Origin of the sequence: Pseudarthrobacter sp. J1763 (assembly GCF_050490295.1) — a bacterium.
Taxonomy (GTDB): domain Bacteria; phylum Actinomycetota; class Actinomycetes; order Actinomycetales; family Micrococcaceae; genus JBNPEO01.
In genome coordinates this window covers 118,914-131,451 of record NZ_JBNPEN010000005.1, presented here as the reverse complement: position 1 = coordinate 131,451, position 12,538 = coordinate 118,914, and the positions used below count along the sequence as shown (strand labels likewise).

Genomic DNA, 12,538 nt, shown 5'->3' with positions numbered 1-12,538 from the left:
CAACTAGTTCCGCGTGGTTTCACGCAACTGCAGGCTCCACGTCGCCGGCACCCGGATACCCTCCGGGGCCGTGCGCCCAGCCAATCGGTCCACCAGCATGGTGACGACTTGTTCAAAGATCGGTTCAGGGCCAATCGTGGTCAGGGCAGGATCAGATTCTTGGCTTTCGGTTGAATTTCTAACTCCAATGATCTGAATGTCCTCCGGAACTTTGAGCCCCAAACGGTGAGCGGCCCGCACTGCTTGCAGTGCTTCCATGTCATCCGTAGCCAAAATCGCGGTGGGCCGCTCGTGCAGGCTCAAGAGTTCTAGTGCGGCGGTATACGCCTGGTCCTTGGCGTGATTTGAGGTCCTCACCAGTTCCATATCGAGTTCAATTCCGGCACGCTCCAAGCCAGCCACGTAACTAGAGAACCGTGAACTCTGCCCTGGCATCGGCTGGTCCAGTCGGCGGATGCAGCCAATTCTGCGGTGACTGGCGGTCAAAAAGTCCATTCCTTCGGCAATGCCGTCCTGTGGTTGCGGAGCCAGGACATCAAAACCCTTGGGCTCCATCACCTCGGAAACCACTACTTGCGCTACGCCACGGCGAGCGAGCTCCGTCATGGTTGGATCCTCACTCAATCCAGCCGGAATGTAGCCGAGGATCACCCCATCAGCCCCGCCGGAGAGCATAAAGTTCCGCCAGGCATCGCCGAGCAGAATCACTGGCTGATAACCGTATTCCGGCAAAATTCGAGCCGCCGCGGTGGCCAGACTTCTGTCCCATGGCCATTCGAGGTCACCAATAGCTACGGCCACCAAATCAGTCCTGCCGCGCCGCATGCCCCGAGCGGCCTGGTTGGGAACGTAGCCCAGCTGAGCAACAGCATCGTGGACGCGTCGCTGCGTAGCCTCACTGATCCGCGCCGTTCCGCCACTGCGTCCAGAGAGCACATAGGAGACCGTGGTGAGTGAGACCCCTGCCCGTTCCGCCACGGTACGGATAGTGGGTTTGTTGCCCTGCTTCACCTTGGACTCCTTCACCGTCTACTTCTTCCCGCGCTTACGTGATCCCTTGCCTCGGCCCTTGTCTGGGTTGGGAGCATACCGCTGAGCAACGGAGGGCTTCTTAGGTCCGCGAGGTGTGCGCGCTTTAGGGGCTTTCTTCGGTTCTTCTTTTTGCGAGGACGGCTGACGGGAGCTTTGTGCGGTCCTCCCCCGGACAATACCCACGAATTCTTGAATAAATTCGTTGTCCCGGTCTTGCAGCCACACCACGGCAATCTCCGTTTCAGGAGCACCAGTGAGCCTGCGGTGGAGAGTTTCTTTTGCGTTGAAATGGCGGGCCACGGCCATCGGGAGGACCAGCAGCCCGGCTCCCGAGGCCACCACCTGGAGGGCCATTTCCACTCCACCCAGCGCTGCCAAACCTTCCGGAGATGAATCCAGCATCGTTTCACTGACCAGGTCGGAGACGTCTACTTCTTCGAAGGCCGTGATCTCGTGGCCCTTCGCGGCTACCACCACTGGCTGCTCGGCGTAAAGCGGAATAACATTCAGGCCATCGCGCTCAATGGGGAGGCGAACAAAGCTAAGGTCGGCGGAACCGTCACGTAGCACCGCAAGTTCAGTGCCGGCGTCGGACATAAACGAGCTCAGCGGAACATCCCGCATCCGCTCCTCCCAACGCCGAATCCACTTGCCCGGGGTGACTCCGGGGGCATAGGCGAATCGCACAGACGGCGCGGTTTCTTCTGTTGGTTCAGACACATACTCACAGTACCGCCTGACCTCTCCGCGCCCGGCGGATACCCTTGGAACATGACCTCAGCTAATTCCCAGTCCATGAAACCGGCCACCGTTGCCAAAAAATTGGGCCTTTACCTGCCTGCAACCCCACAGGAGTTTCAGGATTCGGTGATTACCCGCGAGGAATTCGCGCAATTGCAGTCCGATCCTCCCGAATGGCTTGCCGAACTGCGCCGCACCGGCCCGCACCCGCGCCCCGTAGTGGCCCAGAAACTCAACATTTCTATCAGCGGCCTAGCTCGCGGCGGTGTTGAAGAGGCGCTCACCACGGCGCAAATCAGCGAACTGCTGCAGTCCCCGCCGCAATGGCTGGTGACCGAGCGGGCAACTCACGCCGCTGTTCGTGCCGAAGCTCAGCGTGTAAAAGAAGAAGCAGCCAAAAAGGCCGCCAAGAAGTAGGCTCACTTCCCCTGCCCCGCCCAACTGACTGGCATTTGCGGCTCTTCTCAGCCTTGAGAATAACCACAATTGCTAGCTGTTGGGGTAAGGGACGGCGGGGAAGCCAGTGTGGTGCCCCAACGAAAAAATGACCCCGATCCGAAGATCGAGGTCATTTTTAATGCGTGCGCGAGGGGGGATTCGAACCCCCACGCCCTTTCGGACACTGGCACCTGAAGCCAGCGCGTCTACCGTTCCGCCACTCGCGCGCAACCGCCCTCTATTGTTCCTCAAGCAGGTTTCCCACACTCAATACTCCGCAAAAGCAGCGAGATCAAGCATAACGGACGCAGGAGCCAAACCGGAAATCATGACAAACCCTTGGGCTGCATGCAAAAGCGGTTTGCTGCGAAGACCCGTTGGCGTGGAGCCAAGTTCCCACGAACACCGAACCCGCAAAATTGTGGCGCACGCTACGGCACGGGAATTGCACTGATTAGGGCCATTACCAGAGTGGCCAAGTACTATCGGATGTACGAGCGCCCTCCCGGGTGTTCGCACCGGTGCCTGAAAAGGTGCCGCTAGAGGATTCGCCCCCGCCATGGGACGCCACAGGAAGGAGTGTGAGTATGGGCCTACTTGACCGCGTTGAACGTGGAATTGAAAAAGCCGTACGTGGAGTCTTCTCCACCGGTTCCCGTACCCAGGTTCAACCTGTGGAAATTGCGAGCCGCTTGCGCCGCGAATTGGATCACAATGCCTTAACGGTTTCGGCCGGTAGGACCCTTGCACCGAACGTTTTTGACGTGCTGTTTAGCAGTGAAGACTTTGAACGCGCTCAACAGTGGGGTACGGCCTTAGCCGAAGAGCTCTGCGATGTTGTTATCAAGCATGTTCGCAGTCAGGGCTACACACTGCAGGGCCCGGTACGCGTTTCATTTTTGCTGGATGAGAACTTCAAGCCTGGTGACTTTGAAGTTGAATCCTCCTCAGAGAAGAACGACGCCGGCCCTCAGCCAAGTGCCCCCAGCGCCACACCGCGCAACCCGGCGGCGCCGCGGATGCCGGCCGCACCAACGCGCGCGCCGTCACGGTTGCAGCCAGTTTTGGACATCAACGGCCAGCGTTACTCACTCAACGCGCCCAGCATTACTTTGGGCCGCTCGTCCGAGGCTGACATTTTGGTTGATGACACGGGAGTGTCGCGCAAACACTTAGAAATTAGGACCGATGCTGGCACTAGCTTGGCAGTGGATCTAGGTTCCACTAACGGCAGCTACGTCAACGGTCAGAAACTTCACGGCAGCACCGAACTTACGGATGGTTCCGTGATCACCATGGGCCGCACCCGGATTATTTTCCGTTTGTTGACGGTGAACGGCGCCCCGAATCAGGGAGGTGGCCAGTGAGCGAACTTAGTGATTTGACCGTTGCGGCGCTGCGTTTTGGTTTCCTGCTTTTGCTGTGGGTCCTTATTTTCAGCATTGTTTCTGCCATGCGCCGCGATTTGATGATCGGCGGCAAGGCACGAACTGGCGCTCCAACGGCCCGCGAAATCCGTAAGAACCCGGACCTTGCTCCCGCCCCGGCGCCTCCGGTCCGCCAGCAAGCACGTCAATTGGTGGTCACCGAAGGCCCACTGACAGGCACTAGCTTGGATTTGGCTGCGAGCCCCATTTTGTTGGGCCGCGCTCAAGAGGCAACGCTCGTTTTGGAAGATGACTACGCTTCCGGCAGGCACGCCCGCTTGTTCCCGCAAGGCAGCCGCTGGTTCATCGAGGATCTGGGCTCCACCAATGGCACCTTCTTGGCGGATCAGCCACTCACCCGCGCATTGCCCGTAGAGCTGGGCGTACCCGTGAGAATCGGCAAGACGGTCATTGAATTGAGGCCATAACCGTGGCTAAAGATCAGCAGCCCGGCGCGCAAGATGGAGCGAATGGCCCCGAAGAGCCTCGCCTCATCATGCGCTATTCGGCCATCTCTCACGTAGGTTTAGTCCGCGCGAAAAACGACGATTCAGCCTATGTTGGTCGCCATTTGGCAGTGGTTGCTGATGGTATGGGTGGGCATGCTGGTGGAAATGTTGCCTCGGCATCCACCGTTTTGGACCTGATTCACCTCGATCACGATGAGTATCAGGGTGGCGCTGGCACCGTTCTGGCCGACGAGATCCAGACCGCCAATTCTTTGCTTTCTGAGATTGTCCACGTGGATCCTCGCTTGGCTGGTATGGGTACCACCGTCACGGCACTGCTCTTGGCTGACGGGAAACTTGAGTACGCCCACATTGGTGATTCGCGCGCCTACCGTTTGCGTGAAGGCAAGTACGAACAGGTCAGCGTTGACCATACCTTTGTTCAGCGGCTTATAGACGAGGGCCGCTTGCGCCCCGAGGAAGCCGAAACGCACCCGCACAAAAACGTGTTGATGCGCGTTCTCGGCGATGTTGATGCAAGCCCGGAATTGGATCTAGCCACCATTGAAGTTCGCGCCGGTGAGCGTTGGCTTTTGTGCTCGGACGGTTTGAACTACGTTTCCGGCGACGTTGTGGAGCGGGTGGTACGTAATACCCCTGATCTGCAGGAATGCGCCGAGAAACTTATTGACCTGACTCTCGCGGTGGGCTCCCCGGACAATGTCACGGTGGTGGTTCTGGAGATTGTTGAGGCCGGGCCCGACGACGTCACTACTTCCCGCGTGGATGTGGTGCCGCCCGCTACACTCACCCCACTCCCTGCCGCCCCTTCGGAGCCTGTCGCCACCGGTTCCACCTTCGGTGGTGGACGCACTGATTCGGATGAATCGAAGACTGGCGAGCCGGGGCTTGATTTTGCCAACGACCGCACGGTGACTCAACACAGCACCGAAGCTGAGCCGCATACTGACCCGAATCTTGGCGCGCACTTGGTGGCCGAGGTTTTGCGGATGGAATTGGCTACTCGGCCACACGAGTTGGTGGGTGCTGCTGCCACTGCGGCTGAGACTGGTTCCATGCCTACAGTGGTGGGCCGTTCGGCTGCGCGCCGGGCAGCGACAATCCTGACGCATAAGTCAGCTCCTACTCTTTCGCAGACGGACTCTTCTCACGATGAGGGTCTGGAGACAGTCACCGTTTCTCGTGATCGCAAGTGGTTGTCTTTGGTGGTTGCAGCTTCCTTGGCGATTTTGGTGGCTGCTGGGCTGTGGCTTGGGTATGCCTGGACGCAGACTCGCTACTACGTGGGCGAGTTCCAAGGAAACGTTGCCATTTACAACGGAGTTTCCCAGCAATTGGGCCCTATCCAGTTGTCACGCGTTCATGAGGTCACCGAAGTAAAGATGTCTAGCTTGCCGGAGTTTTCGCAGCAGCGTGTGCGCCAGACGGTCCCGGCCCAAGACCTCACAGATGCTGAGGAAATTGTGGACAACCTCAAGCCGGAGAATCCCGCGCCGTGTGTGACTCCTAAACCTACGGCGAGCCCCAGTGCCACTCCCGGCAAGAGCTCCAGCAGCAAGCCGACAGGTACTCCTACGAGCACGGCCAAGTCCGCTTCGCCGACTTCAAGCCCGAGTGCCACGGCTTCGCCAACGGGCAGCACGCCGTCAGCTGCTAGCGCTAGTCCCACGGCCGGTGCCAGCAGTTCCGCTTCCCCGGGCAGTGCCCCTACTACTTGTGGAGGTGCCCAGTGAGTATTCCGGCAACCGCCGTGCCTAAACCGCGTCGAAATATTGAACTCGTCCTGCTGATCCTGGCCTTGGGTGTTGGCATCGGTGCCAGTGCCATGACCGGGTTGAATGATCCGAAAGCTTTTAATACTGACTTCTGGTTCCAGTCCAGCCTGCTGGCAGTTGCATCCCTCGGACTGCATATAGTGCTGCGCTTCCGCGCAAAATATGCCGATCCGGTAATACTTCCCATGGTGGTAGCCCTCAACGGTTTGGGCTTGGCCATGATTCACCGCCTGGACACTCCCGGTAGCGAGACCGGCAACAACCAGCTTCGCTGGACCTTGATCGCCATGGCGTGTGCCGCCGTCGTTATCTGGTTTCTTAAAGACCACCGGATTCTGCGCCGCTTTACCTACATTTCCCTAATTGTCAGCGCTGTTCTGCTGGTCCTGCCGCTGGTACCCGGGATTTCCGCCGGTGACATCAACGGCGCGAGTGTTTGGATCCGTCTTGGGCCCATGACTTTCCAGCCCGGTGAAATCGCCAAGATCACTTTGGCCATCTTCTTCGCCGGGTATCTCTCCTCCAATCGGGATCTGATTCTTTTGGCAGGGCGGAAGATCGGACCGCTGCAATTGCCCAGGTTCAAAGACATGGGTCCCATGATCACCGCTTGGCTGGTCAGCATCGGAGTGCTCGTCTTCCAGCACGATCTAGGCTCTTCAGTGCTGTTCTTTGGCCTGTTCATTGTGATGATCTACGTAGCCACAAGTCGCCTTAGCTGGGTGCTGATTGGCTTGGTTCTGATCGTTGCCGGCGGCTATGCTGCCAGCCAAGTTTTCTCGCACGTGAAATACCGTATGGAGAGCTGGCTTGAAGCCTTCACCCCGGACGTTTACTTGCGTCCTTTGGGCGGTAGTTTCCAGATTGTTCAGGGTCTCTTTGGTATGGCCAACGGTGGCTTGGTGGGAACTGGGCTTGGCCAGGGGCGTCCTGATCTAGTTCCTTTTGCTAATAGCGACATGATCATTGCCGCTTTCGGTGAAGAGCTGGGCATGGTGGGTCTTGTGGCCATTGTGCTTTTGTACTTGTTGCTGGTTACCCGCGGCTTCCGGGCCGCCCTTGGTACCCGTGATTCCTTCGGCAAATTGCTTGCATGTGGACTGGCGTTCGCTATTGCATTGCAGTGCTTTGTGGTGATCGGTGGCGTAACCCGCCTGATCCCGTTGACTGGATTGACCACACCGTTCTTAGCCGCCGGCGGTTCCTCATTGCTGGCTAACTGGATCATTGTGGCGTTGCTTTTACTGATCTCGCACGCGGCCCGTGGCCCCGTGGTGACTACACCGTTGCCGCAAGGCACTGGAACTGGTACTGGCAATGAGTCCAGCTCCGCGAAGAGCAAAGAATCCACTAAAACGCAGGAAGCTCCAACCGAGGCGGTGACGCAACAGTGAACCAAGCAATCCGTAATTCGTGGGTCGCAGCCATAGCCATGTTTGCCCTGCTTTTTGGCGCCATCAGCTACGTCCAAGTGATTGGCGCTCAGGATTTGAGCACTAACGCCTTGAACAACCGTGCTCTATTGCAAGATATTTGCAACGATCGCGGCTCCATCATTGTGGGTGGTCAGGCCACCGCAGAGTCCGTTCCGGGGGACGAGAGCTGCAAATTCCGCCGCAGCTACCCTGGTGGCGCCCTATACGCTGGCATCACTGGGTATTACTCCACTAATGACGCCGGCTCTAGCGGACTTGAGCGTGAGCTCAACAGCGAGCTCACGGGCAATTCTGACCAGCAGTTCTTGGACCGTATGGGCCAGCTGTTTTTGGGACAGCAACCTAAAGGCGCCTCGGTGGAACTCACCATTGATCCCGCGCTCCAGAAGCTCGCTTATGATCTGATCCCGGATGGTCAACGCGGCTCCATTGTGGTCCAGAATCCCAAGACTGGCGCCATTTTGGCCATGGTTTCTAAGCCGTCTTATGACCCGAATACCATCGCCACTTCAAATTCCAAGGCTGCAGCAGCGGCCATGGAGAAGCTGAACAGTACCCCTGGAATCAACCTGAATCAGAACGTCAGCGGACCCACCGGTGCACTGCTGGCCCCGGGTTCGGTGTTTAAGTTGATTGATACGGCTGCTGCTTTGAATTCGGGTAAGTACAACAAGGATTCAGTGTTGCCCAACCCGGCTGAGATGTCCTTCAGTGGAACTAGCTACAAGTTGCCCAACTACCGTGGTGGCCTTTGCTACACGCAGGAAAAGGCAACGTTCGCTTTCGCTTTGGAGAACTCGTGCAACACTCCGTTCGCCAGCATCGCCGAGGATTTGGGTCAAAAGGCAATCTCTGAGCAGGCCGAGAAGTTCGGCTTTGGTCAAGACTTTGGTGATCAGTTGCACTTGCTTTCGGCCAAGAGCCAGTTCCCGGATAATCTCGGTGAAACTGAGCTGGCCCAGTCCGCCATTGGTCAGTTGAACGTCAAGGCAACCCCTCTGCAGATTTCAACCATGACCTCAGCAATCGCTAATGGTGGAGTGCAGATGAAACCGCAACTGATAAAAACCATGCGCTCCCCGGACTTGCGCGTTCTCAACGAACCCAAGCCCGAGGTTTTGCGGACCTCAACCACCCCGGATATTGCACGCCAAATCACGGAGTGGATGACCGGCGTCGTTGATGAGGGTATTGGCCAAGCGGCAGCTGTTCCGGGCGTTCAGGTGGCCGGCAAAACGGGTACTGCCGAGCTTGGTGACGGTACAAACAATTCATGGTTCACCGGCTTTGCCCCGGCGAACGATCCGCAAGTGGAGGTCACAATTGTGATGCAAGGTGTTGACGTCGCCACTGGCGCCCAGCTAACTAGTCCAAGCGCGAAAAAGATCTTTGAGGCGGTGTTGAACAAGTGAGGCCTTCATCGGGAATCACACTCGGCGGCAGGTTCCAATTGACAACCCGGATCGCCATCGGCGGAATGGGCGAAGTCTGGCGGGCCCAAGACCAGGTGCTCGGCCGCACAGTGGCCATCAAGATCCTCAAAGAGGAATACACCGGTGACCCGGGCTTCCTCCAACGCTTCCGCGCTGAGGCACGCCACACCGCGCTCCTGAATCACGTGGGCATCGCCAATGTTTTTGACTACGGCGAAGAGGACGGTTCTGCATACCTTGTGATGGAGCTGGTCCCTGGCCAGCCTTTGAGCTCGATTATTGAAACGGAGAAGATCCTGTCCCCGGACCGGACCTTCTCCATGATTGCTCAAACAGCGCGTGCGTTGTCAGTGGCTCACAGCAAGGGCTTGGTTCACCGGGACATTAAGCCCGGAAACTTGCTGATTACTCCTGACGGCCGTGTGAAGGTCACCGATTTTGGTATTGCTCGCTTGGCAGATCAGGTGCCGTTGACGCAGACCGGACAGGTCATGGGTACCGCCCAGTACTTGGCTCCGGAGCAGGCAACCGGTCAGGTGGCCACTGGTGCTAGCGATATCTACTCGCTGGGTATCATCGGCTACGAGTGCTTGACCGGGCACCGGCCGTTCTCTGGTGAATCTCAGATCGCTATTGCCTTGGCGCAGGTCAACGACGCGCCGCCGCCGCTCCCGGAGAGCTTGGCCACCCCGGTGCGTGCACTGTTGATGTCAATGCTTTCCAAGGACCCCAAGAACCGTCCGGCCAACGCCATCAAATTGGCTGAAGCTGCCGAGGCTATCCGCAACGGAGACATCAAGGCAGCTCATGCCGCAGTTCCGGGAATGCTTTTGTTTGAGGCCACCACAGGCCCCATCACGGCACCAGTGGATGTGCAGCAGACGGCGGCCACCACTGTGGTGGGTTCCGTTGACGGGCGTGGAACAAGCGCCTCGACCTCGGCTTTGCCTGTGGTTGGCGCCGCCGGGGTGGGAACCGCTGCCGGAGTTGGCGCAGGCGCTGCTGTTGCAGCTAGCGCTGCCGGCACCGCATCCTCGCGCGCTGAAGCTCTGGCTGCCGAACGCAGCTGGGTTGATGAAGACGATGAGTTCGAGGAGTTTCGGGAGCAGCCTCGGCGCAAGGATCAGAGTCCGTGGACGTGGCCGCTGGTTGCCCTAATTTTGTTGTTGGTCTTCGCCCTGGTGGGCTTCTGGCTCAACAGCACGGGCATTTTGACACCGAATAATTCTTCGTCATCTTCGGCTCCGCCCAGCACCTCCAGCAGCTCTGCATCAACCTCAGCTTCCTCCACTCCTTCAAGCAGTTCCGCCTCGCCCACTGAGTCCTCCTCCACACCGACCCCGAGTGAGACCACCTCAGCCCCCACCAAGGTGGACATCATCCCGGCCGCGTATTTGGGCAAGCAATTCAACACGGTCCGCGACCAACTGCTTGCTTTGGAGATGCAGGTTTCGGGCAAGGAAGTCACCAACGATGCCGCGCCGGGCACCGTCACGGACATTAACCCCACCGGACCCACCGAGAAGGGTTCAACTATTACAGTGACCTATTCCAAGGGCCCTGAAATGGTGACAGTCCCATCCATCACCGGCGATGTCACGGCACAAGAGGTCAAGAGTAAGCTCCAAGCTGCGGGCCTCGAGGGTCAGGCCAGCAGCGGTTCGGCAACCAGCGGGACAGTTGAACTCAACCCGCCCGCGGGCACATCTCTGGCGAAGGGCAGTGTGGTGACGTTTACCATCACGGCGCCCACGCCCACCCCGACTCAGCAGTCAACAACTTCTAGCGCACCGCCAGCAGGATAATCGTTTTGCCCGATCAGATTTCTACCGCGTCCCACAGAAAGGACAGCGAAGCAGTGTCAAGCCAGCGTGTCCTAAGTGGACGTTATGAAGTCGGCGATTTGATTGGCCGCGGCGGGATGGCGGACGTCCACCGTGGTGTGGATACGCGCCTCGGCCGTACGGTTGCCATCAAGTTATTGCGTGCCGATTTCGCGCGAGATCCTCAGTTTTTGGCGCGGTTTCGGCGTGAAGCTCAATCGGTTGCTGCACTGAATCACAGCTCTATTGTGGCCATTTATGATTCCGGTGAACAGCTACTTGGCGAGGCCGGGCCGGACGCTTTGCGGGCTCCGTACATTGTGATGGAGTACGTTGCTGGCCGAACGTTGCGAGATCTGATCAAGTCTGAAGAAGTCACGGTTGATCAAGCGATTGGCTACACATTGGGTGTTTTATCCGCCCTAGAGTACAGCCACGATTCAGGCATCATCCATCGCGACATCAAACCCGCCAACGTGATGGTCTCAGAGAACACCAATGCGGTGAAGGTGATGGATTTTGGCATAGCCCGTGCCATCGCCGATTCTTCAGCCACCATGACTCAAACCCAAGCCGTGGTGGGAACTGCGCAGTACCTCTCACCCGAGCAGGCGCTGGGCGAGACCGTTGATTCGCGCAGCGACTTATATTCCGCTGCGTGCATGTTGTACGAGCTCCTAACCTTCCGCCCACCGTTTGTGGGTGACAGTCCGGTTTCGGTGGCCTACCAGCATGTGCGGCAGACCGCGGAACCAGCCAGCAGCATTAACCCACAGGTTCCAGAGGCCGTGGACAGTGTTCTTGCCATAGCGATGAGGAAAAATCGCAAGGACCGTTTCCAAACGGCCGGGGAATTTAGGCGTGCCTTGCGTGCTGCTCGTAGCGGCGTTTTTCTGCACCCAGGCGATGGTGTTGAGGTTCGCACGGACCCCAATGATGTCATTCCGGACAGCGAGCGGACCGAGGGACTCCTTGCGGTAGGCGATGCAGAGACTCAGGCGCATAACTTTGCCATGGTAGAGGCCGACGACGCCCCGTCACCGTTGACGGATACCGCTCAGGAAATTGACGGCCTCCCCTTAGTTTTGCCCCCCGAACGCGACCGAACCCGCCAACAGAAGTCCCGCCGTCGTGGTTGGATTGCCACCTTTATTGTTTTTGCGCTGCTGGTCCTGGTTGGCGGTGGGCTCTGGTTGTACATGCAGTTGACCCAGAAGCCTGCGCCTCCGGTCAAGGTTCAAGTGCCGGCGGTTTCTAAGCTGCTTGAATCGGATGCTCTCAATAAGTTGTATGGCGCTCAGTTGAAGCCGGTTACGCATGAAGTGGCCGATGCCACGGTGCCGAAGGGACAGGCCATTGGCACCGTCCCGGCGGCTGGAACTTCCATGGATCCCAATTCTGAAGTCACGCTGAACATTTCCACCGGTCCCAGCAGCGCCGTCATTCCCAAAACTATTGCCGGGATGACGGAGGCTGCAGCCCGTGACATCCTGCGTCAACTCGGACTAGTGGGTGCACCCACCACCACTTTTGCCAATAGTGTGACGGTTCCCGGGAACAGGGTCATTTCCACAAACCCAGCTGCCGGCGCCACCGTGCCCATTGGCAGCACGGTACAAATTGTGGTGTCCACCGGCAAAGTTGCCGTCCCTGAGATGCGTGGCAAAACTGTTGCTGAAGCCGAGGCCCTACTCAAACCACTGGGCCTGACGCTATCTGTGACCGAGGTGGAGAACCCCAACACTGACGTCACCGGCAAGATTACCGATCAGGTGGATGCCGCTAATTCGAGTGTGGATCAAGGTTCGGCCTTGGCCGTTTCGGTGGCAAAGGCCGCGCCCACACCAACGCCGACGCCAACACCTACGTCCACAGCTACGAAAACCGGCGCTGGATCAAGCTCCGGACCCAACCCGCCCAAGGGTAAAAGCAAAAAATAGCTAGGACTTGTTACCGGTGAGAA

At 58.2% G+C, this 12,538-nt stretch carries 10 protein-coding genes and 1 tRNA gene; 8 read left to right on the top strand and 3 right to left on the bottom strand.

Going from position 1 to position 12,538, the window contains the following annotated elements; all coding sequences use genetic code 11:
• Positions 1-3: 3 nt before the first annotated feature.
• Positions 4-1,011 carry a LacI family DNA-binding transcriptional regulator gene (locus tag ACQQCD_RS06885; RefSeq protein ID WP_430267650.1) on the bottom strand — a complete coding sequence of 336 codons (1,008 nt, stop codon included), beginning with the start codon at positions 1,009-1,011 and terminating at the stop codon, positions 4-6.
• Between the two features lie 18 nt (positions 1,012-1,029).
• Entirely contained in the window at positions 1,030-1,752 is a 723-nt protein-coding gene (locus tag ACQQCD_RS06880; RefSeq protein ID WP_430267649.1) for a substrate-binding domain-containing protein, read from the bottom strand.
• 51 nt (positions 1,753-1,803) lie between these two features.
• On the opposite strand from ACQQCD_RS06880, the gene ACQQCD_RS06875 reads away from it, so the two are divergent.
• Positions 1,804-2,190 carry a DUF5997 family protein gene (locus ACQQCD_RS06875; protein WP_430267648.1) on the top strand — a complete coding sequence of 129 codons (387 nt, stop codon included), beginning with the start codon at positions 1,804-1,806 and terminating at the stop codon, positions 2,188-2,190.
• 165 nt (positions 2,191-2,355) lie between these two features.
• Here ACQQCD_RS06875 and ACQQCD_RS06870 read toward each other — a convergent pair.
• A tRNA-Leu gene (locus tag ACQQCD_RS06870) sits at positions 2,356-2,438 on the bottom strand.
• 360 nt (positions 2,439-2,798) lie between these two features.
• On the opposite strand from ACQQCD_RS06870, the gene ACQQCD_RS06865 reads away from it, so the two are divergent.
• From ACQQCD_RS06865 to pknB, 7 genes are all read left to right on the top strand, one after another.
• Positions 2,799-3,578 (top strand): FhaA domain-containing protein, encoded by a 780-nt coding sequence (locus ACQQCD_RS06865; RefSeq protein WP_430267647.1) that lies wholly within the window; start codon positions 2,799-2,801, stop codon positions 3,576-3,578.
• Positions 3,575-4,066: an FHA domain-containing protein FhaB/FipA gene (locus tag ACQQCD_RS06860; protein ID WP_430267646.1), complete on the top strand. Its 492-nt coding sequence runs from the start codon at positions 3,575-3,577 to the stop codon at positions 4,064-4,066. The genes ACQQCD_RS06865 and ACQQCD_RS06860 overlap by 4 nt, the downstream gene beginning before the upstream one ends.
• A 68-nt stretch (positions 4,067-4,134) precedes the next feature.
• A complete protein-coding gene (locus ACQQCD_RS06855) occupies positions 4,135-5,841 on the top strand; it encodes a PP2C family protein-serine/threonine phosphatase (RefSeq protein ID WP_430267767.1) in 1,707 nt (568 codons plus the stop codon).
• Positions 5,838-7,277, top strand: coding sequence for an FtsW/RodA/SpoVE family cell cycle protein (locus tag ACQQCD_RS06850; protein WP_430267645.1), 1,440 nt, complete (start codon positions 5,838-5,840; stop codon positions 7,275-7,277). Before ACQQCD_RS06855 ends, ACQQCD_RS06850 begins: the two co-directional genes overlap by 4 nt.
• Positions 7,274-8,731, top strand: a complete 1,458-nt coding sequence (locus ACQQCD_RS06845) for a peptidoglycan D,D-transpeptidase FtsI family protein (RefSeq protein WP_430267644.1) — start codon at positions 7,274-7,276, stop codon at positions 8,729-8,731. The genes ACQQCD_RS06850 and ACQQCD_RS06845 overlap by 4 nt, the downstream gene beginning before the upstream one ends.
• Complete coding sequence (locus ACQQCD_RS06840) at positions 8,728-10,557, top strand: protein kinase domain-containing protein (RefSeq protein WP_430267643.1); 1,830 nt, start codon at positions 8,728-8,730, stop codon at positions 10,555-10,557. The genes ACQQCD_RS06845 and ACQQCD_RS06840 overlap by 4 nt, the downstream gene beginning before the upstream one ends.
• Positions 10,558-10,610: 53 nt before the next feature.
• Entirely contained in the window at positions 10,611-12,515 is a 1,905-nt protein-coding gene (gene pknB / locus ACQQCD_RS06835; RefSeq protein ID WP_430267642.1) for a Stk1 family PASTA domain-containing Ser/Thr kinase, read from the top strand.
• The last annotated feature ends 23 nt before the right edge of the window (positions 12,516-12,538 follow it).

What these genes read in the sequence shown, in the direction of transcription:
- ACQQCD_RS06855 (WP_430267767.1), top strand. Translation starts at nt 4,135, where the DNA reads ATGCGCTATTCGGCCATCTCTCACGTAGGTTTAGTCCGCGCGAAAAAC.
- ACQQCD_RS06875 (WP_430267648.1), top strand. Translation starts at nt 1,804, where the DNA reads ATGACCTCAGCTAATTCCCAGTCCATGAAACCGGCCACCGTTGCCAAA.
- ACQQCD_RS06865 (WP_430267647.1), top strand. Translation starts at nt 2,799, where the DNA reads ATGGGCCTACTTGACCGCGTTGAACGTGGAATTGAAAAAGCCGTACGT.